Source organism: Actinomadura rugatobispora (assembly GCF_055379765.1).
This window is the reverse complement of sequence record NZ_AP029191.1, coordinates 6,465,243-6,486,731: the sequence shown is the minus strand read 5'-3', so window position 1 is coordinate 6,486,731 and position 21,489 is coordinate 6,465,243. Positions and strand designations below refer to the sequence as shown.

The 21,489-nt window shown below is 74.2% G+C and carries 20 protein-coding genes; 7 read left to right on the top strand and 13 right to left on the bottom strand.

The features are described 5' to 3' along the window. The first annotated feature begins 154 nt into the window (after positions 1-154). Positions 155-3,472 (top strand): bifunctional lysylphosphatidylglycerol synthetase/lysine--tRNA ligase LysX, encoded by a 3,318-nt coding sequence (gene lysX, locus ACZ466_RS29035; RefSeq protein ID WP_378279093.1) that lies wholly within the window; start codon positions 155-157, stop codon positions 3,470-3,472. A 4-nt stretch (positions 3,473-3,476) separates the two neighbouring features. Here lysX and ACZ466_RS29030 read toward each other — a convergent pair whose 3' ends face one another. Both ACZ466_RS29030 and ACZ466_RS29025 read right to left on the bottom strand, forming a co-directional pair. After that, on the bottom strand, positions 3,477-4,028 hold the full coding sequence (locus tag ACZ466_RS29030; protein WP_378279095.1) for a hypothetical protein: 552 nt from the start codon (positions 4,026-4,028) through the stop codon (positions 3,477-3,479). Positions 4,029-4,097: 69 nt separating this feature from the next. Further along, positions 4,098-4,484, bottom strand: coding sequence for a hypothetical protein (locus tag ACZ466_RS29025; protein WP_378279097.1), 387 nt, complete (start codon positions 4,482-4,484; stop codon positions 4,098-4,100). Positions 4,485-4,642: 158 nt separating this feature from the next. Between ACZ466_RS29025 and ACZ466_RS29020 the strand changes: the two genes are divergently transcribed. Next, a complete protein-coding gene (locus tag ACZ466_RS29020; protein ID WP_378279099.1) occupies positions 4,643-6,397 on the top strand; it encodes a TerD family protein in 1,755 nt (584 codons plus the stop codon). A gap of 4 nt (positions 6,398-6,401) precedes the next feature. Here the strand turns inward: ACZ466_RS29020 and ACZ466_RS29015 are convergent, their stop codons facing one another. The 4 genes from ACZ466_RS29015 to ACZ466_RS29000 all read right to left on the bottom strand — a co-directional run bounded on the left by ACZ466_RS29015 (position 6,402) and on the right by ACZ466_RS29000 (position 11,581). Continuing rightward, the gene (locus tag ACZ466_RS29015) at positions 6,402-9,749 is read right to left on the bottom strand and encodes a hypothetical protein (RefSeq protein WP_378279101.1); all 3,348 of its coding nucleotides are present in this window, start codon (positions 9,747-9,749) and stop codon (positions 6,402-6,404) included. A gap of 122 nt (positions 9,750-9,871) precedes the next feature. Then, the gene (locus tag ACZ466_RS29010) at positions 9,872-10,075 is read right to left on the bottom strand and encodes a PspC domain-containing protein (protein ID WP_378279102.1); all 204 of its coding nucleotides are present in this window, start codon (positions 10,073-10,075) and stop codon (positions 9,872-9,874) included. A 202-nt stretch (positions 10,076-10,277) separates the two neighbouring features. Next, positions 10,278-10,937: an HAD family hydrolase gene (locus tag ACZ466_RS29005; protein WP_378279103.1), complete on the bottom strand. Its 660-nt coding sequence runs from the start codon at positions 10,935-10,937 to the stop codon at positions 10,278-10,280. Next, a complete protein-coding gene (locus tag ACZ466_RS29000; protein ID WP_378279104.1) occupies positions 10,934-11,581 on the bottom strand; it encodes an MBL fold metallo-hydrolase in 648 nt (215 codons plus the stop codon). The genes ACZ466_RS29005 and ACZ466_RS29000 overlap by 4 nt, the downstream gene beginning before the upstream one ends. A gap of 177 nt (positions 11,582-11,758) precedes the next feature. Here ACZ466_RS29000 and ACZ466_RS28995 point away from each other — a divergent pair, with 177 nt between their 5' ends. Both ACZ466_RS28995 and ACZ466_RS28990 read left to right on the top strand, forming a co-directional pair. Continuing rightward, positions 11,759-12,829, top strand: a complete 1,071-nt coding sequence (locus tag ACZ466_RS28995) for a phosphotransferase family protein (RefSeq protein WP_378279106.1) — start codon at positions 11,759-11,761, stop codon at positions 12,827-12,829. After that, positions 12,826-13,974: an Rv3169 family protein gene (locus tag ACZ466_RS28990; RefSeq protein ID WP_378279108.1), complete on the top strand. Its 1,149-nt coding sequence runs from the start codon at positions 12,826-12,828 to the stop codon at positions 13,972-13,974. Before ACZ466_RS28995 ends, ACZ466_RS28990 begins: the two co-directional genes overlap by 4 nt. Here the strand turns inward: ACZ466_RS28990 and ACZ466_RS28985 are convergent. The 5 genes from ACZ466_RS28985 to ACZ466_RS28965 all read right to left on the bottom strand — a co-directional run bounded on the left by ACZ466_RS28985 (position 13,958) and on the right by ACZ466_RS28965 (position 17,592). After that, positions 13,958-14,161, bottom strand: coding sequence for a hypothetical protein (locus ACZ466_RS28985; RefSeq protein WP_378279110.1), 204 nt, complete (start codon positions 14,159-14,161; stop codon positions 13,958-13,960). The two genes, ACZ466_RS28990 and ACZ466_RS28985, sit on opposite strands and share 17 nt — an antisense overlap. 210 nt (positions 14,162-14,371) lie before the next feature. Further along, on the bottom strand, positions 14,372-14,683 hold the full coding sequence (locus tag ACZ466_RS28980) for a Fe-S cluster assembly protein HesB (RefSeq protein WP_378279112.1): 312 nt from the start codon (positions 14,681-14,683) through the stop codon (positions 14,372-14,374). A gap of 178 nt (positions 14,684-14,861) precedes the next feature. Beyond that, on the bottom strand, positions 14,862-15,818 hold the full coding sequence (locus ACZ466_RS28975; RefSeq protein WP_378279114.1) for an LLM class F420-dependent oxidoreductase: 957 nt from the start codon (positions 15,816-15,818) through the stop codon (positions 14,862-14,864). Positions 15,819-15,829: 11 nt separating this feature from the next. After that, positions 15,830-16,597, bottom strand: a complete 768-nt coding sequence (locus ACZ466_RS28970) for an SDR family oxidoreductase (protein ID WP_378279116.1) — start codon at positions 16,595-16,597, stop codon at positions 15,830-15,832. A 59-nt stretch (positions 16,598-16,656) separates the two neighbouring features. Further along, positions 16,657-17,592 (bottom strand): LysR family transcriptional regulator, encoded by a 936-nt coding sequence (locus ACZ466_RS28965; protein WP_378279118.1) that lies wholly within the window; start codon positions 17,590-17,592, stop codon positions 16,657-16,659. 59 nt (positions 17,593-17,651) lie between these two features. On the opposite strand from ACZ466_RS28965, the gene ACZ466_RS28960 reads away from it, so the two are divergent. Genes ACZ466_RS28960 through ACZ466_RS28950 form a run of 3 tightly spaced genes read left to right on the top strand, consistent with a single transcriptional unit; the run spans position 17,652 to position 20,539 of the window. After that, positions 17,652-18,863, top strand: coding sequence for an MFS transporter (locus ACZ466_RS28960; protein WP_378279120.1), 1,212 nt, complete (start codon positions 17,652-17,654; stop codon positions 18,861-18,863). 16 nt (positions 18,864-18,879) lie between these two features. After that, positions 18,880-19,359, top strand: coding sequence for a Zn-ribbon domain-containing OB-fold protein (locus ACZ466_RS28955; protein ID WP_378279123.1), 480 nt, complete (start codon positions 18,880-18,882; stop codon positions 19,357-19,359). Further along, positions 19,349-20,539, top strand: coding sequence for a lipid-transfer protein (locus ACZ466_RS28950; RefSeq protein ID WP_378279125.1), 1,191 nt, complete (start codon positions 19,349-19,351; stop codon positions 20,537-20,539). Before ACZ466_RS28955 ends, ACZ466_RS28950 begins: the two co-directional genes overlap by 11 nt. Here the strand turns inward: ACZ466_RS28950 and ACZ466_RS28945 are convergent. Beyond that, a complete protein-coding gene (locus ACZ466_RS28945; protein WP_378279127.1) occupies positions 20,526-20,933 on the bottom strand; it encodes a DoxX family protein in 408 nt (135 codons plus the stop codon). The genes ACZ466_RS28950 and ACZ466_RS28945 overlap by 14 nt on opposite strands. A gap of 81 nt (positions 20,934-21,014) precedes the next feature. Continuing rightward, positions 21,015-21,485, bottom strand: coding sequence for a MarR family winged helix-turn-helix transcriptional regulator (locus tag ACZ466_RS28940; RefSeq protein ID WP_378279129.1), 471 nt, complete (start codon positions 21,483-21,485; stop codon positions 21,015-21,017). Positions 21,486-21,489: the final 4 nt, after the last annotated feature.

The following is a 21,489-nucleotide window of genomic DNA, read 5'->3' as shown; positions in this document are numbered from 1 at the left end:
TTGCTGACAACCTTGGACCGACTCCGATGGGGGGTAGGTCTCCCCGTAGGGACATCATCCCCCAGCTGCCCCGTCCCCTACCCGTGAGACGTTCACCGTGTCGCCGAGGTTGGCGCCAAGGTGGACCTGAGAGCCGACGAAGACAGAAGCGTGCATGAACGTGACACCAGGTACAGGTAAGGGCAGGCCCGGCGCGGGACTCGCCGCAGGCTGGCACGGCCTCATCCAGACCGTGCCGACCATCTTCTTCTGGTACACCCGGCTCTCCGGCATCCTGTCCATTCTGGCCTGGCTGTCGTCCGACCTCATCCTCGAGGTCGCCGACATCTGGGCACTGCGCTGGATCTATTATCTGGGATTCACCGCCAGCGTGCCGTTCGGCCTGCTGCTGATCCTGCTGTCGATGGGGGTGCGGCGGCGCAAGAAGGCGGCGTGGCGGATCCTGGTCCTGCTGTTCGGCCTGTATTCGGCGACGTCCACGCTGCTGCTGCTCGCGCTGATCCTCGACCCGACGGAGCCGACGCCGGTCGGCGAGGCCATCACCACCGGCGTGTTCCTGGCCGCGCTGGCGCTGCTGATCGCGGCGCGCGGCGAGTTCACCACGCTGCCCGACCGCGCCAACCGGCGGCTCGCCGCGATCGTGTTCACCGTGCTGGTGGTGGTCAGCGGCGGGATCGGCACGTTCCTGGTCACCGTCACCGACCAGGACCCGCGGGGCGGCTTCTGGACCCATCCCTGGTACGTGGTGATACAGACCGTGCTGGGGTCGGGCGTCACCGGCGAGCCCATCGACGTGCTGGTCCCGGGCTGGGTCGACACGATCATCGGGGTGCTCGGCACCGGGCTGCTCATCGTCACCTTCTGGGCACTGTTCCGTCCCGGCCGGGGCGACGCGGTGCTCGACTCCGACGAGGAGATCGCGGTGCGCACGCTGCTGGCCGAGTACGGCGAGGAGGACTCGCTCGGCTACTTCGCGCTGCGCCGCGACAAGGACTTCGTCCTCGCCCCCAACGGCAAGGCCGGCATCGCCTACCGGGTGGAGGGTTCGGTCTCGCTGGCCAGCGGCGACCCGCTGGGCGACCCCGAGTCCTGGGACCAGGCGATCGCGGCCTGGCTCGGCGAGTGCCGCGCGCACGCGTGGATCCCCGGCGCGGTCAGCGTCGGCGAGCGCGCCGCGCGCATCTACCGGCGGCACGGCTTCGACGCCCTCGAACTGGGCGACGAGGCGATCCTGGACCTCACCGACTTCAACCTCGACGGCCGCGAGATGCGGCAGGTCAGGCAGGCCGTGCGGCGGGTCGAGCGGGCCGGGTACACGGTGCGGATCCGCCGCCACTCGCAGATCGCCGCGTGGGAGATGGCCAAGCTGATCCGCAGCGCCGACGCCTGGCGCGGCGAGGACACCGAACGCGGGTTCTCCATGGCGCTCGGGCGGCTCGGCGACCCCACCGACGGCCGCTGCGTGATGGTCGAGGCGTTCGACGCCGAGGGCGAGCTGCGCGGGCTGCTCAGCTTCGTCCCGTGGGGCCGCACCGGGCTGTCGCTGGACCTGATGCGGCGCGACCGCGCGGCCGAGAACGGGCTGAACGAGTTCATGGTGGCCAAGCTCGCCGAGCGGGCCGGCACCATCGGCGTGCAGCGGCTCTCGCTCAACTTCGCGATGCTGCGGTCGGCGTTCGAGCGCGGCTCGCAGATCGGCGCGGGCCCGGTGGCGCGGCTGTACTACCGGCTGCTGTCGTTCGCCTCCAAGTTCTGGCAGCTCGAATCGCTGTACCTGTCCAACGCCAAGTACAACCCCGACTGGCGGCCCCGGTTCATCTGCTACATGCAGAACCGCGACGTCATCCGCCTCGGCCTCGCCTACGCGCGGGCCGAGGGCTTCCTGCCCAACCTCAACCGGCCCAAGCTCGACCGCGCCGCGCGGATGGCGCCGTCCCGGGAGCTGGTCACCAAGATCCATGAGATCGAGGAGGAGGCGGAGGCGGCGCGCGCGCCGCAGCGGCGGCTGTCGGAGCAGGAGCGGGTCCGGCACGCCAAGCTGGAGCAGATCCGCGAGGCGGGGATGGAGCCGTACCCGCTCGGCTTCGAGCGCACCGACTTCGCCGCCGGCATCCGGGAGCGCTTCCCCGATCTGGCGCCCGACACCCTCACCGGCGCGTCCGTCTCCGTCGCCGGGCGTGTCATGCTGGCCCGCGAGCACGGCCGGCTCATCTTCGTGTCGCTGCGCGACGAGACCGGCGACCTGCAGATCATGCTGACCTCCGACGCGCTCGGCGCCGCGTCGCTGAAGTCGTGGAAGTCGCTGATCGACCTCGGCGACCAGGTCGGCGTGACCGGCGAGGTGGTGACGTCCCGCACCGGCGAGCTGTCGGTGCTGGCCCACTCCTGGAAGCTCACCGCCAAGTGCCTGCGCCCGCTCCCGAACAAGGCGACGGGCCTGGCCGACCCCGAGGCGCGGGTGCGGCAGCGCTACGTCGACTACATCGTCAACGACGAGTCGCGCCGGATGCTGCGGATGCGCGGCGACGCGGTCGCGGCCGTACGGGACGGGCTGCGCGATCGCGGCTACCTGGAGGTCGAGACGCCGATGCTCCAGCCGATCCACGGCGGCGCCACCGCACGGCCGTTCACCACCCGCATGAACGCCTACAACATGCAGCTGTACCTGCGGATCGCACCCGAGCTCTACCTCAAGCGGCTGCTGGTCGGCGGCGTCGGGAAGGTGTTCGAGCTCAACCGCAACTTCCGCAACGAGGGCGTGTCGCACAAGCACAACCCCGAGTTCACGATGCTGGAGGCCTACGAGCCGTACGGCAACTACGACACCATGGCCGTGCTCACCCGCGACCTGGTCGTCGCGGCGGCGCGCGCGGCGCTGGGCACCACGGTGGTCGTCCGGGACGGCGTCGAGTACGACCTGGCCGAGCCGTGGCGCGAGATCACCGTGTACGGGTCGGTGTCGGAGGCGCTGGGCGAGGAGCTGACGCCCGACACCGCGCTGACGGCCGTCCGGTCCGCCGCCGAGGGGGCCGGGGTGAACGTCGACCCGGCGTGGGGGCAGGGGCGCGTCGTCCAGGAGCTGTTCGAGGCGCTGGTCGAGGATGACCTCAAGGCACCCACGTTCGTGCGCGACTTCCCGGCGGAGACCTCGCCGCTCACCCGGCCGCACCGCAAGGACCCGCGGCTGGCCGAGAAGTGGGACCTCATCGTCTTCGGCCTCGAACTGGGCACCGCCTACTCCGAGCTCATCGACCCGATCCTGCAGCGGCGGCGGCTCACCGAGCAGTCGCTGCAGGCGGCGGGCGGCGACCCCGAGGCGATGGAGCTGGACGAGGACTTCCTGCGCGCGCTGGAGTACGCCATGCCCCCGGCCGGCGGCATGGGCATGGGCATCGACCGGCTGCTCATCACCCTCACCGGGCGCAGCATCCGGGAGACGGTCCCGTTCCCGCTGGTCCGCCCCGGCTCGTGACCTGCTAGAGGAAGGGGCGGGGGCCGGGGCGGTAGCCGTGCGCGGCGAGCCAGCTCCGCGCCCTGCCGCGCTGCGCCTCCTCGCCCGGTCCGCCGGGGCCCGGCCCGCCCGGGACGAACGTCAGCCACCGCCCCGGGTCGTCGGCGGTGTCGAAGGGCGGCGGGCCGCCGTCGATCTCAGAGTCGATGTCGCCGGTGCGCAGGTCGACGACGTGGACGCCCTCGGACGGGTCGGCGTCGAGCCGGGGGCCGAGCGCGGCCAGGTCGACGGGCGCGTCCGCCAGCGGCGTGGCCGTCCCGTCGAGAGCGGCGGCCAGCTCGGCGGCCAGCTCCGCGTCGCCGGGGCCGTCGCGGCCGGTCAGCTCCTCGACGCATGTGCGTGCGAGCCGGTCGGCGCCGGTTAGCGCGCCCTCCAGCGCCGCGATCAGGACGTCGCCCGCGTACTGAAGCACCGGCCCCAGCGGACGGCCGGCCAGGACGTCGAGCCCCCGCCGGGCGTCCCGCCGGTGCACGGCGGCGCGCAGTCGCCCCCGCGCGTCCTCATCCCAGTCGGCCACGCCTCCCTATATACCGACAACCACTGACACCCGGCGTCACGTCGGGGAATTCTCCTGGTGGGGCCGGTCTCAGTCGCCGCGCCCGCGCTTGTCCTCCACGTGGACGACCTCGAGCTCGCGCCCGTCCTGGTCGCGCCGGGAGCGGCCGAGCAGCCCCACCTTCAGCTCGTCGGCCTCCTCGACCTCGTCGGGCGCGACGTAGCTGAGCACGTCGTCGTGGTGGTGGCCGTACACGACCCAGCCGGGCGCGTCGTCCAGCTCGATGATGCCGAAGTCGGCGGACGGCGTCCCGGCGTGCACGGGCCCGTACTCGCGCAGGATCCCGACGGCCTGCGCGGCGAGGTCCTCCTCGGGCTCCATCAGGATCACGCACGTCCCGTTCCCGAACATCACCCACGACTTGTGGTCGCCCAGGATCACGGTCCGCCAGATACCGATGATCTCTTCTGTCCGCATACAGAGATCATGCCGTTCCGGCCCGCTCCCTCCCACCGATATGTCAGACCCGATCCGTCTCGGGACCCGCGCGTGCCCCCCGGTTTACCGGATGTCCGCATGTGGGCACCTTCCGTCAGGCCGCTCCCCCGCAGGTCACCCGGCTCTAGCGTGCGACCATGCAGAGCTCCGAGCACCCTGGTGAATGGGCGCTCGTGGACGTGGAGACCTCCGGTTTCCGCGCGCACGAGCACCGCGTCCTGTCCCTGGCGATCGTGACCGTCGGCTCCGACGGCGCGCGGACCGGCGAGTTCACGACGCTGCTGGATCCGGGCTGCGACCCGGGGCCGGTGCACGTCCACGGGCTGACCGCCGGGCGACTGCGGGGCGCCCCGAGGTTCGAGGACGTCGGCGGGAAGGTCGCCGAGCTGCTGCGCGACCGGGTGATGGTGGCGCACAACGCGCCGTTCGACTACGGCTTCCTCGCGCACGAGTTCGCGCGCGCCGGGCTGGCGCTGCCGGTCCGGCGGCGGCTGTGCACGCTGGCGCTCAACCGGCGGCTGGCGCCGCCGACCTCGGATCTGCGGCTGGGCACGCTCGCCGCGCACTACGGCGTCGCGCACGCCCGCGAGCACGACGCGCTGGAGGACACCCGCGCGCTCGCCGGGGTGCTGCGCGGCTCCCTGGCGTCCGCGGCGGAGATGGGCGTGCCGCTGCCGCTGGTGCCCTGCCCGCCCAAGCAGAACGGCGCGTACCGGCCGAGGACGTCCAAGGTCCCGTGCGCGTACCGCAACCCGGGGCGGCTTCCCGACGGCGGCCCGCTCGTGCAGGGCATGAAGGTCGCGGTGACCGGCGAGACGGGCGTGCCGCGCGAGGAGCTGGCCGCGCGGGCGGCGGCGGCCGGGCTGAACGTGATGAGCTCCGTCAGCCGCCACACCAGCGCGCTGGTGGCCGGCGACCCGAGGTCGGACTCGGGCAAGGCGCGGCGGGCGCGGGAGGAGGGCGTCCCCGTCATCGACGAGCGGACGTTCGTGCGGCTGCTCGGCGACGTCCGGGCCGGGGTGCCGCACGACGCCCCGGCCCCGGCCGCCGACGCGCCGGAGGCGGCGCCACAGGGCGGCGGGAACGGCGGCAGGGGCCGGAAGGGCGGTCCGCTCGCGGGGCGGCGGGTGCTCGTCGTCGGCGGGAGCCACCCGCAGGCGTCCGGCGCCCGCGGCAGGGTGGTCGAGCTGGGCGGGGCCGCGGCGGTGAACCTCTCGGCGAGCGTCACCGACGTGGTGGTGCTGGCGGGCGGCGAGTCCGACCGGCGCATGGCGCGGGCCCGCGCGCTGGAGCTGCCGGTGTACGAGGGCGAGTGGCTGCGGGCGCCCGTGCCGCGTCCGGCACCGGACCGGGCGGCGGACCCGTTCGTGCTGGCCAGGGGCGCCGTGGCCGACCTGCCCGTCAGCGCCGGGGCGACGCGGTGGACGGTGGCCGCGTCCTGGGCGCAGCACGCGGCCTGCGAGGTCGACGTGGTCGCGTTCGCCGTGGACGCCGACGAGCAGGTCGCCTGCGACGAGGACTTCGTCTTCTACGGCGCGCCGGAGAGCCCCGACGGCGCCGTGCGGCTGTCCGCCGACGGCCCGGCCGAGCAGGCGGTGACCGTCGACCTGGCGCTGCTGCCCGCCGGGGTGCGGCGGGTCGTGGTCGCGGCGGCGGTCGACGGCGACGCGACGTTCGGCGACCTGGGCGCGGTCGAGATCGCCGCGGGCCCCGGCCGGCACGCCCGGCCGCTAGCGCAGGCGACGCTGGACGCGGCGACGACGGAGCGGACGATGCTGCTCGCCGAGCTCTACCGGCGCGGCACCGGCTGGCGGCTGCGCGCCGTCGGGCAGGGCTACGGGTTCGGGCTGGACGGCCTCGCCCGCCTGTTCGGCGTCGACGTCGCGGACTGACCGGTCAGCCGAAGATCTCCCGGTACTGCTCGACCGCGTACCGGACCCGCGCCCCCACCAGCAGTGCCTCGTCCGCCGGGCAGTCCAGCAGCCGGGCGACCAGGTCGACGAGCCCGTCGTCGTCGAGGTCCGGCTCGCGCAGCGCGACCTGCTCCACGATCTCCACCAGCTCCGGGCGCTTGTAGACCGCGATGGACCGCCCCGGCCTGACCCGGACGACCTTCGCGACCGCTTTGGGCTGCCGCCGCTGCCGCGGAGGCTCGGGTTCGGGCGGAGGCGCGGGGGCGGGCTGGGGCTCGGGCTCGGGCGGCTCGGGTTCCGGTTCTGGTTCTGGTTCCGCTTCGACGGGAGGGTCGGGGGCGAAGCGGGTCAGGAGGATCTCGAAGAGCGGCGCGGTCGGGGTGATGATCTCCGCCAGGTCCGGCGGCGGGGCCGAGACCGGCACGGGGCCCTCGGGGGCGGGGAGGGCCGGGCCGCCCTGCCCGACGATGATCACGCGGGGCGCGTGCCACAGGAGGAAGAGGGCCTCCGCCCCCGCGCCGTGCTCACCGTCCGCGATCACCACGTCGAACGCGCCGGGACGGGGCGGCAGCGCCTCGGGGATCCGCCACAGCGGGACGATCCACACCGGGACGATCTCCGCCGGGTCGGTGGCCGCCGGGTCCACGCCCGGCAGGCAGGCGCCCCAGACCTCCTCCTCGGCCAGCCGGGCCGTCACCTCGTCCAGGTGCGCGCGGGCCCGTCCGAGGTCGGCGCGCAGCCGGTCCTCGGCGCCGGAGCGGGACAGCGCGGCCAGGCGGGACGCCGCCGCGGCCCACGCCCACGCCTCCTCCCAGCGCTCCACCCGCCCCGGCCAGGACTCGTCGGCGACGGTGGCGGCGAGCAGGTCGGCGAGCTCGGGGTGGACGGCCCGGACGCGGCCGAGCAGCTCGGCGCAGCGGATCTCCAGGGCCCGCTCGTGCCGCGCCTCGGCGAGGGCGCGCAGGCACCGGCCGTACGCCTCGGCGTCGCGGGCGTCGATCGCGGCCATGGCGGCGTTCAGCTCGGGCGGGCGGTCGCCGTCGTCGCCGGCCCGGGCGACCGCGTCGCGCAGGGCGGTGAGGTCGGCGGTGGCGCGGTTCACGCCCTGGTTGAGCCGGGCGCTCTCCAGGCCGGCGACGTACCCGTACCACTGGAGCGGGTGGGTGAGCGGGATGCCCAGGCCGGCCTGGAAGAGGAGGTCGACGGTCTCGTCGATCGCGGGGACCACGTCCCGGACGCGGGCGAGGCGGGCGTGCGCGCGGCGGAAGCGGGCGACCCGCGTCCCCGGCGGCACGTCAGCCGGGAACGACACCCCGGCCGCCTCCCACACGTACTGGAGCTCCTGGCAGGCCATCCGCACCATCAGCTCGGTGAAGACGGCGTCGAGGGCCTCGGGGGTGGCCGGCGGGCGGCCGTCGACGGTGATGCCCTGGAGGAGGGGTTCGGCCTGGCGCTGCGGCGCGGAGCGCAGCGGGCCGCGCTTGAGGGTGCCGCCGTCGGCGAGGTAGTTGCGGAGCTGCTGGGCGGCGGCGGCCAGCCCGCGCAGGTGCAGCTCGCCCGGCGGGAGCTCGACCCGGTGGCCGGCCAGGGAGCGCAGGGCCCGGTCCGCCCACTCGGCCTGCGAGGCCATCTCCGCGACGCGTTCCCAGACGGCCGGGCGGCGCCGTCCGAGGGCGTCGGTGAACGCGCGGACCGCGTGGTCGGCCTGGTCCCACGCGTGCGGGTGGCCCTCCAGGCCCAGATCGCGGAGCGCGGCGTTCACGGCGGCCGCGCAGCTCTCCAGGCGGGCGATCAGGTGGACGTCGCAGTGCCGCAGCCGCCGGGACAGGTCGCTCTCGGAGCGTTCGGCGCGGGCGGCGGCGGTGGCCTCCGCCTCGATCAGCGTCCGCACGTAGGGAGGGCTGGGAAGGGTGGCCGGGTCGACGTCGCGCTGCGCCGCGCGGGCCTGCCGGACGGGGGTCCGCCCCGCCAGCAGCCGGACCAGCTCGGCGGCCTCGGCGCCCCGCAGCGGGGCGGGGCCGAGTCCGGGGCGCGGCGGCAGCCACCCGTGCTCGGCCTCCTCGGCGCGTATCCGGCGTTCGAGGTCGGCGCGGCCTCCGGTGTAGCCGCCGCCGAGGTCGTGGCGCTCCTCCTCCTCGGCCGCGCGCAGCCGCCCGGCGAGGTCGTCGACGGCGGCCTTCACCTCCTCGTGCCGTTCGACCAGCTCCTCGGTGAGCGCCCGGTGCCGCTGCCGGTCGTGCCCGGCCACGCGGGCGAGCACGGCCGCGGCCACCCGCTCGGGGGACGCGGCGGCCGCCTCGCCCTCCTCGAAGCCGGTCACGGTCGCGCAGAGCCCGGCGACCCCGGCGGGCAGGGAGGCGTGCAGGCTCCGGGCCGCCTCGTCGTCCGGGACGGCGACCAGCACCCGGCGGCCCCGGTTCAGCATCCCGCCGAGCAGGCCGGCGACGGTTTCGGCATCGCGGTCCTGGACGTGCAGCAGCGGCGAGCGGCCGCCCGGCGCCAGGAACCCGGCGAGCCCGGCGGGCACCGGGCCGTCGCCGAGGAGTTCGAGCAGCGTGTCGTAGTGGGCGGCGACGGCGGCCCGGCCCGGCGCGCGGGCGACCAGCGCGGGCGCCAGCCGCAGCCGCGGCACCGGCGGCGGGGGGCCGGCGGGCTGGGCGGGCGCCCAGTCCTCCCGGAACGCCACCGCCTCGCCGCGGTCGCCGAACGCCACCGAGCACCACTTGCGGAGCACGTCCGACACCGAGGCGTGCAGGCCGAGCCCCTGCCCGGACGAGCGCACCGCGTCCCACACCCAGTCGGTGCGGGCGGGCTGGAAGCCGGGCAGCCCGGCCAGCAGCTCGCGGTCGCGCGGGGTCGCGTGGCCGGCCAGGACCACGTCCAGCCGCCCGGACCGGTCGTCCACGACGATCCGGACCGGGGTGGACAGCAGGTGGTCGTGCACCGCGGGGCCGTCGGCGGGACCCCAGCTGAGCAGCCCGGTGGCCAGCACCACGTCCGCGCCGCGCGCGGCGGCGTCCTCGGCCATGTCGTGCAGGGCCCGGTACCAGTGCCGCATGCCCAGCCAGCCGTCGAACTCCTCCAGCACGCCGGGCGGCGACAGCGGGATCACCGGGACGCTGAACAGCACGTCGCCGGGCCCGGCGTCGGTCTCCACGTAGACCTCGCCGGGCAGGTCGGCCAGCCAGTGGACCTGTTCGCGGGCCGCGCCGTCGCGGACCGGCCCGCGGCGGGCCCGGGCCAGGTCGCGCAGGTGCCCGAGCAGCGCGCGGGCGCCGTCGGCGGTGCCCGCCTCCGCGCCGGGGCCCGGCCACCGGCCCTTGTCAGGCACTGGGCTCCCTCCCGGACTCTCGGAAACGCCGTGCCACGATCTAACACCGTGGGATCCCCGGGTCCAAGGGGCTCCGCCGGTCGAAACGGCGTCAGGACGTTATCAGTGCGCCCGCGGGAAATTCAGGAGGAGCGCGCCAAGTGCCGGTCTTCGTTCGGCAGCATGACCCACAGCACGAGGTAGACCACGAACTGCGGGCCGGGCAGCAGGCAGGACAGCAGCGCCAGGATCCGGACGGTGGCGGGCGTGGTCCCGAACCTGCGGGCCAGCCCGGCGCACACGCCGGCGATCATCCGTCCGCGGCGCGGGCGGTAGGTGCCGTTCATGAGAATGCTCTCCCCGTTCCACTTCGCTTGATGCGTGTCCGCCACCTGCGGACACGACATCAACGGTAGGAAACGGGCGGCCGGACGAAATCCCTCTGACGGCCGGTCTTGATGCCCTACTCACGAATTAAGGGATGACCCTTAGGGGCCGTGGGCCCGCCGGAGCCGGGCCGCGAATGGCAATTCCCGGGAAAGGGCGCGGTCAGGCGGCGGCATTGTGCGCGGCGACCAGGGCGGGCAGCCCCTCCAGGTCGTCCAGCACGAACGTGCAGCCCTCCAGGGCCTCGTCGTCCCCCTGGATGAACCCCCACGGGCCGCGCCGCAGGAAGGCCGCCTGCATGCCGTACGCCAGGGAGGGGCGCACGTCGTTGTCGACGCGGTCGCCCACGTACAGCACCTGCCGCGCAGGCACGCCCGCCAGCTCCTCGCACCGCGCGAAGAACGCCGGGTCGGGCTTCTGGAGGCCCCACACGTCCGAGATCCCGACGACGTCGGCCTCCAGGCCCAGCGCGGCGAACTGCTCGGCCGCCTCGACCGGCTGGTTGCCGGCGACCCCGACGAACAGCCCCTGGGCGCGCAGCGCGGTCAGGCAGCCGCGGGCGTCGGGGTAGAGGTCGGCGGGTCCGAAGCCGTTCGGCACCCCCGCCTCGACGCGCCTGCGCTGCTCCTTCTCCAGGTCGAACCCCGGCCGGAAGTACTCCAGGAGGTCCATGTGGGTGCCGCCGGTGGCCAGCAGCGCGCCCAGCTTGGTGAGGAAGGTGTGCCGCGGCACGCCCAGCCAGTCGGCCCACCGGCCGTAGATCTCGCCCTCGTTGATCAGGGTCTCGCCGATGTCGAAGAAGACCGCGCGTATCTCCCTCATGACGCGAGGTCGACGGACTCGCCGGGCTTGAGGCGGCGGAAGTCCTTGCCGGCCTCCTTGCCCGCGTTGGTCACGTGCGTCTCCATCACCGACAGGCCGTTGTCGTTCAGCAGCCCGTCGTGGATGACGAACGCGCGCTCGGGGCGCACCTCGCGGGCGTACTGGTACAGCTCCGGGATCTTCATCCAGGGCGCGTTGCCGGGCAGGCACAGGGTGCGGACGGGCTCGCCGGGGACGGTCAGCGCGTCGCCCGGGTGGAACACCTCCCCGTCGACCAGGAAGCCGGTGTTGGGGATCGGCGGGATGTCGGGGTGCAGGATCTCGTGGTCCTCGCCGTAGACGTGCACCTCGAAGCCGGCCACGGTGACCGCGTCGCCGTGCCCGACCTGGTGGACGCGCCCGCCGAGGTCGGCCAGGTTCTCGGCGACGACGCGGGACGTCCACGCCTCCAGCGCCGGGTTCTCCGCCATGGCCTTGCGCAGCCGGTCGGGGTCGAAGTGGTCGAAGTGCTCGTGCGTGATCAGGACGGCGTCGGCGCCCTCCAGGGCGTCGGCCTCCGTGGTGAACGCCCCCGGGTCGATGACCAGGGTCCGGTCGTCCTTCTGGAGCCGCACGCAGCTGTGTCCGAGCTTGGTCAGTCGCATGATCCGATCCTTTCACGCCCGCCTGGCCCGCCGGGGGCGCCGGATCGCCCGGGGCATTGACCGCGCCCCGGGGCGTTGATAGAACACGTTCTAGTTTGGTGTCCGCCCGGCGTCCGGGGCCGGCCGCCCCACCCTCACCCGGCCGCCCCGGCACCGGCGGCGCGCGAGGAGGCGGCCATGCCCGTACCCGACCAACGCGACCCCGAGATCACCCTGAGGAGCCTGGCCGGCTGGCTGGACGGCCGCCTGCCCGGAGCCCGGATCCCGCACCTGGAGACCCCGTCGACCAGCGGCTTCTCCAACGAGACGCTGCTGTTCGACGCCGCCTGGACCGACCCGGACGACGGCCGCGGGCGGCGCGAGCCGTACGTGGCCCGGGTCGCCCCGGCCCGCTACCAGATCTTCCCCGAGCCGCGCTTCGAGGAGCAGTACCGCCTGATGCGGATCCTGGACGCGCACACCGACATCCCCGTGCCGCCCATCCGCTGGTACGAGCCGTCCGCCGACACCCTCGGCGCCCCGTTCTTCGTGATGGGGCGGGTCGAGGGCCGCGTCCCGACGGACATGCCCCCGTACCACATGGACGGCTGGGTCACCGAGGTGTCCCCTGAGGAACGCGCCGCGATGTGGTGGTCCACCCTGGACATCCTCGCCCGCGTCCACAGGCTCGACCCGGTCGCCCTGGACCTGGGGTTCCTCGACCAGCCCCAGTGGGGCGCCCCCGGGCTGGGCCAGCGGCTCGCCTACTACGAGCACTACCTGCCCTGGGCGTACGACGGCCCGCAGGAGATCGCCCACACGGCCCTGGCCTGGCTCAAGGCCAACCGTCCCGAGGAGCTCGACCCGCCCGCCCTGCTGTGGGGCGACGCGCGCATCGGCAACGTCATCTTCCAGGACGGCGTGCCCGCGGCCGTCCTCGACTGGGAGAACGCCGTGCTGGGCGCGCCGGAGGAGGACCTGGCGTGGTTCATGTTCCTGGACCGGCACCACTCCGAGGGCATCGGCGTGCCCCGCCTGGAGGGCTTCCCCCCGTACGCCGAGACCGTCGCCCGCTACGAGGACCTGCTCGGACGGCCGGTCCGCCACCTGGAGTACTACGAGATCCTGTCCGGCTTCAAGTTCGCCGTGATCATGGCCCGGATCGGGCAGGCGATGATCGACTTCGGCTGGATCGAGCCCGGCAGCGACTTCCCGTACGACAACAACTGCACCCGCCTGCTCGCCCGGATCCTCGGAGGGGACCAGTGACGCTCTCGCCGCTCGACGACTACCCGATCCACCAGGCGCCCGAGGTGATGCGGCACGTCACCACCTCCGACCGCAACTTCTACGACCGGTACTACTTCAACGCGCACGGCTGCTCCGGCGAGCTGATGATGATCGTCGGGATCGGGCAGTACCCGAACCTCGGCGTCACCGACGCGTTCGCGGTGGTGCGGCGCGGGCCCGTCCACAAGGTCGTACGGGCGTCGCGCGAGCTGGGCCTGGACCGGATGGACACCGCGGTCGGGCCGTTCCGGGTCGAGGTCGTGGAGGGCCTGAGGCGGCTGCGGGTCGTCCTGGAGGAGAACGGGCACGGCCTGTCGTTCGACCTCGCCTGGGAGGGCGCCATCCCGGCGCAACTGGAGCCGCCGCACTACCTGCGCTGGCAGGAGCGGGTCGTGTTCGACTCCCGGCGGCTGGCACAGACGGGCCGCTGGACCGGGACGATCGTGGTGGACGGCGAGCGGATCGAGGTCACCCCCGACCGCTGGTGGGGGTCGCGGGACCGGTCCTGGGGCATCCGCCCGGTCGGGGAGCCCGAGCCGCCCGGCATCCAGGCGAAGAACGCGGGGACCTTCTACTGGCTGTACGCACCGATGCAGTTCGAGGACCACTCGATCCTGTGCATCGTCCAGGAGGACGAGAAGGGCCGCCGTCTCCTGGAGGAGGCCGTGCGCGTGTGGCCCGACGAGATGCGCGACCCCGGCTCTGCTTCCCCGGGGACGACCCCGGACCCCGAGTATCTCGGCCGCCCCGAGTACCGCCCGGTCTACAAGGAAGGCACGCGTGAGGTCTCCACGGCGACCATCGCGTTCAACCCGCCCGGGGGCGGCGAGCCGTTCACCGTAAGGGCCACGCCCATCCTCCCCGTCCACATGATGGTCGGCACCGGGTACGGCCTGGAGCCCGAATGGAAGCACGGCATGTACCAAGGGCCCGACCTCAAGGTGCAGGGCGTCTCCTACGACACGCGCAAGGAGGAGGACGCCGCCCGCATGTGGGGCATGGTCGACGCCGTCGCGCGCTACGAATACCTGGACGGCGCGGCGCCCACCCCGGCCGCCACCGGTTACGGCCTGTTCGAGTACTGGGCGCTGGGCCCGCACCCCTCGTTCAACGGGCGGCCATGACCACCGCCACGACGGCGAAAGCGAACGCCGCCGTGGTCAGGAGCAGGAACGCAGCGACGACGGCGCAGGCCAGCCCGCGCGGCTGGTCTCGCCAGTTGCCGTAGTGGTCGCGCACCTGCCGCTCCAGTTCCTCCCGTGGCGGCTGAGGCCGCTCCTCCGGGCCGGGCGGAGAGGACGAGGGCGTCACGCGCCCAGTGTCGCAGAAGCTCCCGGAGCGCGGAGGACGACAAAAGGGCCGGGCGCCGGTCCCTGGTGGGGATCGGCGGCCCGGCCCTGGCCGCGGGGGCGCTCCTGGTCGAGCGGGAAGGGATCAGGAACGCCCGTGCCCGTCCGCGGTCCGGAAGCGGTTCAGTACCGGTTCAGACGCCTCTACCGGTTCAGACGCCTCAGTTCCGGTTCAGACGCCCGGTCCCCCGGGGCCGCCCTGTCCTCCCTCTGCGATGGTGAACGCGACGTCGCCCTGCGGGTCGACCTGCGCGTCCAGGGTCTTGTCGTCGAGCAGCTGGGCGACGGTGGGCTCCAGGTAGACCCGGGCCCCCTCCGCCTCCACGACCTGGTCGCCGGCTTCCGGCTCGGGAGCGACCGAGAGCCGCAGTGCGTCGGAGCCGTCGATCCCGGCCTCGATGCGGATCCCGGTCTCGGGCGGCATCTCGGGGTTTGCGGTCACGGTACGGATCACCTGGACGGCGCCGCTGGTCAGGGTGAGCACGGTCGGCTCCTCATGTCTCGGTTGCAGGCCAGGGCAGGTCAGTGACCTGTTCGCCCCACCCTCCCCGGCGCGCGCGCCGGTAAACCTCCTTCTCCGGCAATCCGGGTGAACGCCCCGTAAAGGACCGGGCCCGGCGCGTCACCGCGACCGGGCCCGGAATCACCGCGACGAACGCCCCTTAATCGCCGGGGGCGAGGGCGCGGACCGCCTCGACCGTCGACAGCCCGCCGCCGGGGACGATCGCGAGCACGGGCGTGGTGAGCCCGTTCTCGACGTACTCCCGGACGCGGGCGCGGCAGGCCGCCGGCGAGCCGTGCACGATCAGGTCGTCGACGACCTCGTCCGGGATCACCTCCAGGGCCTTCTTGCGGTCGCCCGCGGCCCACGCCTCGTTCATCGGTCGCAGCGCCTCGCCGCGTCCCAGCCACTGGTGGAACGCCTGGTAGACCGGCACGTTCATGTACGCGGCGATCATCCAGCGGCCGATGGAGCGGGCCTCCTCGGCGTCGTCGGTCGGGCAGACGAACAGCCGGGCGAGCAGCTCGGGCTCCTCGCCCAGCTCGCCGCGCACGGTCCGCACGTCCCGGGGCGCCAGCCAGTTGGTGATCGCGCCGTCGGCCTCGCGGGCGGCCAGCCGCAGCATGCCGGGACGCAGCGCGGCCAGCACGATCGGCGGCGGCGTCGCGGGGGCCGCCTCCAGCTTGAAGCCCTTGACGGAGAACGTCGCGAAGTCCTCCTTGATCTTCTCCCCGGCCAGCGCGCGGCGCAGGAACCGCAGCGTGTCGCGGGTGCGCTTGTACGGCTCCTCGAACGGGATCCCGTTCCAGCGCTCGACGATGGTGTCGGAGGAGGTGCCGATGCCGAGCACGAAGCGGCCGGGCGCCAGGTCGGCGAGGGTCGCGGCCTGCTGCGCCAGCAGGGCCGGGCCGCGCGTGTAGACCGGCACGATCGCCGGGCCGAGGCGCAGCTCGGGCGCCCACTGGGAGGCCAGCGCCAGCGGGGTGAAGCCGTCGGTGCCGTTGGTCTCGGCGGACCAGGCGTCGGTGTAGCCGAGCGAGGGCAGCTCGGCGACGATCTCGCGGTGCTCGCCCAGGGCGAGCCCGCCCAGCGGAATGGTCAGTCCCCAGCGGTTCATGGTGCCGCTCCTCACGCGATCGAGGGCCGGATGATCGCGCCGCCGTCGATCACCATCGTCTGCCCGGTCATCCAGGACGCCGCGTCGCCGGCCAGGAACACCGCCGCCTTGGCGATGTCCTCGGGTGCGCCCAGCCGGCCCAGCGGCAGATGCTTGCTGATCTGCTCCTCGTTGTTCTCCCACAGCGCGCGGGCGAGCGCGGTCTTGACCAGCCCGGGGGCGATGCAGTTGACCCGGACGGCGGGGGCCAGCTCCATCGCGAACTGCCGGGTGAGGTGGATGACCGCGGCCTTGGTGGCGTTGTAGTACCCGATCCCGTGCTCGGTGATCATGCCGCCGACCGAGGCGATGTTGATGACCGAGCCGCCCCGTTCGCGCATCGAGCGCTTCCAGGCCAGCTGGGTCCACAGCACCACGGCGAACTGGTTGACCTGGACGGTCTTCTCGGCGGCGGCGGGCTCGATGTCGACCATCGGGCCGAAGTACGGGCTGGTGCCGGCGTTGTTGACCAGCACGTCCACCCCGCCGAACTCGGCCACGGCCGCCTCCACGCAGGCCGCGGCGGCGTCGGGGTCGCCCACGTGGGCGGCCTTGGCCAGCACGCCCGCGTCCGGGTGGGCCGCGCGGATCTCGGCGGCGGCCTCGTCGAGCGCCTCCTGCTTGCGCGAGGAGAGCACGACGTTGGCGCCCTCGGCGGCCAGCGCGACGGCGGTCGCCTTGCCGATGCCCCGGGAGGCCCCGGTGATGAGGGCTGTCTTTCCCTGCAGTCCAGTCCGCATGCGCACTCCAGAATCCGGCTCGGTTCGGTCTCACTGTACCGAAGTGACTGACGCGTCAGTTAGGAGACCTTCCCGTCACGCCCGGCCGTCCGGCCTCCGGCCGTTCGGTCCAGCACGAAGCGGCGGAATCCGTCCGCGGCGGGGGTCAGGGTGCGCCCGCCGTGCCAGGCCAGCCCGATCGTGCGCTCCGCGCCCGGATCCTCCAGCGGGATCTCGGCGAGCCCGGCCGACCCGCCGCCGCCCGTCCCCTCCCCGGCGGGCACCACCGCCACACCCAGGCCGGCGGCCACCAGCCCGCGGATGGTGGACAGCTCGTCCCCCTCGAACAGGATCGACGGCCGGAACCCGGCCCGCCGGGCCAGCTCCTCGAAGGTGTCGCGCACCCCGGCGCCCGGCCGTACCGCCACGAACGGCTCCCCCGCCGCCTCGGCCAGCCGCAGCGCCGCGCGCCCGGCCAGCCGGTGATCGGCGGGCACCGCCAGCAGCAGCCGCTCGGTGACCATCGGGGCCCAGGCCAGGTCCCGGGGCCACGGGCTGGTGATCGCCAGATCGGCGGCGCCGCCCCGGACCGCCTCCTCCAGCCCCGCCGCGGTGTCCTGGGCGAGCCGGAACCGCACCCGCGGACGCTCCCGCCGGAAACGGCGCAGCAAGTCAGGGACGAGCCAGGTGCCCTGCGTGTGCAGGAACGCCAGCGCGACCTCGCCGCCCTCGGGATCGGCGGCCTGCGCCAGCGCCCGCCGCGCCGCCTCCTCCTCGGCCAGCAGCCGGCGCGCGTGCGCGGCGAACACCTCCCCGTACCGGCTCGGCCGCACACTGCGCCCCTCCCGGTCCAGCAGCGGGACGCCCAGCTCGCGTTCCAGCCGGGCCACGGCCCGCGACAGTCCGGGCTGGGAGAGGCCCAGCTCGGACGCGGCGTTCGTCACATGCCCGTGCTCGACCACCGCCAGGAACCACCGCACCGTCTCCAGATCCACGCACTCATGCTTACCCGTCATCGATTTCCGTGACAACTCTCATTGGACGCATCACCCCTGCACGGCGGACCCTGGAGCCCATGACGGTCACGGTGGAGGCGGCCGGGCGGCACCGGCTCGGCTCGCCCGGCCTGCGCAGGATCAACCTCGCCCTGTTCGCGGCCGGGCTCTCGACGTTCATGTCGCTCTACTGCACGCAGGCGCTGCTGCCCGAACTCTCCCGCGCCTTCCACGTCCCGCCGGCGAAAGCGGCCCTGCTGGTGTCGCTGACGACCGGGGCGCTGGCGGTCGCGATCATCCCGGTCAGCTCGCTGTCGGAGCGGTACGGCCGCACCCGGGTCATGCTCGTCTCCTCGGTGGCGGCGGCGCTGGCCGGGCTGCTGCTGCCGCTGTGCCCGTCGTTCCCCGCGATGGCCGCGCTGCGCGCCGTCCAGGGCGTGGCGCTGGCCGGGGTGCCCGCCGTCGCGATGGCCTACCTGGCCGACGAGGTCGACCCCGGCTCGCTCGGCGGCGCGATGGGCCGGTACGTCGCGGGCACCAGCCTCGGCGGGCTGCTCGGCCGACTGGTGCCCGGCAGCGCGATCGACGTCGCGGGCTGGCGCTGGGCGCTGGCCGCCACGACCCTGCTCGCGCTCGGCTGCACGCTGCTGTTCTGGGCGCTGCTGCCGCCGTCCCGGTTCTTCCGGCCGGGCCGCGCCGAGCACCGCGCCCTGCTCGCCCACCTGCGCGACCCTGGGCTGCGCCGGCTCTACCTGACCGGGTTCCTGCTGATGGCGGGCATGGTCACGGTCTACAACCTGCTGTCCTACCGGCTGCTGGACGCGCCGTTCCACCTGCCGCGCGCGGTGGTCGGGCTGATCGCGGTGATGTACCTGGGCGGGTCGTTCGCGGCGGCCCGCGCCGGGCTGCTGGCCGACCGGCACGGAGGCCGTCCCGTCCTGCTCGCCGCGGTGGTGGCGACGGCCGGCGGGCTGGCGCTCACGCTGCCCGACTCCGTGCCGCTGATCGCCGCCGGCCTGCTGGTCTTCACGGCCGGGTTCTTCGCGGCCCACTCGGTGGCCGGCGGCCGGGTCGGCCTCCGCGCCACTCGCGGCCGGGCGCAGGCCTCCGCGCTCTACCTCTTCGCGTACTACATGGGCGCCGGCGTCGGCGGGACGGCGGGCGGCCTGGCCTACGAGCACGGGCAGTGGACGGGCACCGGCGTGTACGTGCTCGTCCTGCTGCTCGTGGCGGCGGTGGCCGTCGCCACCCTTGATTTGAACGTGCGCTTGGTTGGTAAGCTGCGCTCGTGACCCCCGGGAGGCGGCGTTGAGCGACACGGCCACACCAGGCGCGAAGGAGCGGCGGCCCGCGGTCGACGGCTGGTTCGCCGCCGCGCCCGCGGACGGAGGCGGCGCCCGCCTCCTCGGCACCCGCTGCGCGTCCTGCGGCACCCCCTACTTCCCCCGCAACGACCTCGCCTGCCGCAACCCGGCCTGCACCGGCCCCCGGGACGGCTCGGAACTGGAGGAGTACGCCTTCTCCAACCGCGGGCGCGTCTGGTCGTACGCCGACTCCCGCTACCAGCCCCCGCCCCCGTACGTCTCCCCCGACCCGTTCCGCACCTACGCGGTCGCGGCCGTCGAGCTGGAGGCCGAGCGGATGGTCGTCCTCGGCCAGGTCGTCCCCGGCGTCGGCGTCGCCGACCTGGAGGTCGGCATGGAGGTCGAGCTGACCGAGGGCGTCCTGTACGAGGACGACGAGGCCCAGTACACCGTCTGGATGTGGAGGCCCTCCCATGGGCGCTGATGTGGCGATTCTCGGTGCGGGGATGCATCCGTGGGGGAAGTGGGGGCGCAACTTCGTCGAGTACGGGCTCGTGGCCGCGCGGGCGGCGCTGGCGGACGCGGGCGTGGCCTGGCCGCAGGTCCAGTACGTGGCGGGCGCCGACACCATCCGGAACGGATATCCGGGGTTCGTCGCCGGTGCGACGTTCGCGCAGGCGCTCGGGTGGTCGGGCGCCCGGATCTCCAGCAGCTACGCGGCGTGCGCGTCCGGGGCGCAGGCGATCAACGCCGCCCGCGCGCAGATCCTGGCGGGCCTGTGCGACGTGGCGCTGGTGGTGGGGGCGGACGCGGCGCCCAAGGGGTTCTTCAAGCCGGTCGGCGGCGACCGTCCCGACGATCCCGACTGGCTGCGGTTCCGGCTGCTGGGCGCGACCAACCCGATCTACTTCGCGCTGTACGCGCGGCGCCGGATGGCGCTGCACGGCGCGACGCGGGACGACTTCGCCGCCGTGAAGGTCAAGAACGCGCGGCACGGCCTGGCCAACCCGCACGCCCGCTACCGCAAGGAGGTGTCCCTGGAGGACGTGCGGGCGTCCGCCGTGGTCGCCGATCCGCTGCGGCTGCTGGACATCTGCGCGACCAGCGACGGCGGTGCGGCGCTGGTGCTGTCGTCGATGGACTTCGCGCGGTCGCGGGGGGGCGCGGATCCGGTGCGCATCCCGGCGCTGTCGACGGTCACCCCGACGTTCCCCAAGACGGTCCTGGACCTGCCCGACTTCGCGACCGATTCGGCGCTGGCCGTGCCCGCGCCCGACACGGCGTTCCGCCCGGCCATGGTGCGGGCCGCCTACGAGGAGGCGGGCCTGGGCCCGGAGGACCTGTCGCTGGCCGAGGTGTACGACCTGTCCACGGCCCTGGAACTCGACTGGTACGAGGACATCGGGCTGTGCGGGCCGGGCGGGGCGGAGAAGCTGCTGCGCGCGGGTGACACGGCGCTGGGCGGGCGGGTGCCGGTGAACGCCTCGGGCGGGCTGGCCTCGTTCGGCGAGGCGATCCCGGCGCAGGCGATCGCCCAGGTGTGCGAGCTGACCTGGCAGCTGCGCGGCCGGGCGGAGGGCCGCCAGGTGGAGGGCGCCCGGGTGGGCATCGCGGTGAACCAGGGCCTGTTCGGCCACGGTTCGGCGATCATCACCGTCCGCTGACGTCCCGGGCACCGGGGGCGTTCCCGGCGACCTTGAGCGCCCAGGCGACCAACGGGACCTGGAGCGGCAGCCGCCCGTACGCGGCGGCGCGCTGCGGGAGCGGCCGGCGGCGCCAGTCGTGCGCCATCTTCACGTTGGCGGGGAAGACGGCGACGAACAGGGCGGCGGTGGCCAGCGCCCCGGCGCGGCGCGTCCTGGGCACGGCGACGGCGGCGGCGCAGGCGAGCTCGGCGACACCGCTGAGGTAGGTCCAGGTGCGCGGCGTGCCCGGCAGGTTCGCGGGGACGACCGTGTCGTAGGGCTTGGGCGCGACGAAGTGGGTGACGCCGGCCGTGGCCAGGAAGGCGGCCAGGGCGCGGGCCGGACGCGCCGAGGGGGAAGCCGAAGCGGGCATGGGCGCAACGCTCTCACACCCCCGTCCCGGCGGGATACGCGCGTCATTGACATAGCGCGCGTCACGGTTGTGCCCGCCGGATCAAGGCATGCGGCGCACCTGTTCGATAAGGCCGGGCATGGCCTCGTTGCCGCCCTGGACGTAGCCGGACAGCAGCCGCAGCTGCGCGTCGGAGTAGCCCGCCATCCGCTCGCCGAACGCCCGCGCGATCGGCTCGAAGTACTGCTCGAACCGCGCCGCGTTCTCCGGCACCAGCTCCACGATCACCCGCCGCCGGTCGTCGGGGTCGCGGCTGCGCTTGACGTACCCGGCCCGCTCCAGCCGGTCGATGACCGCGGTGATCGCGCCGCCGGTGGTGATCCCCATGAGTGCCGCGAGCCGTCCCGGCGTCAGGGGGCCCTCCAGCGACAGCGCGTTCAGGCACTGCGCGTCGGTCACGTTCAGCCCCGCCTTACTCGCGGCGGTGTGGTGGAGCAGCATCGTGTAGAGCGTGCTCCGTTGCATCGCCTCCCGCAGCTCCGCCACCGCCCGCTCGCGTTCCGGGGTCGACACGCTT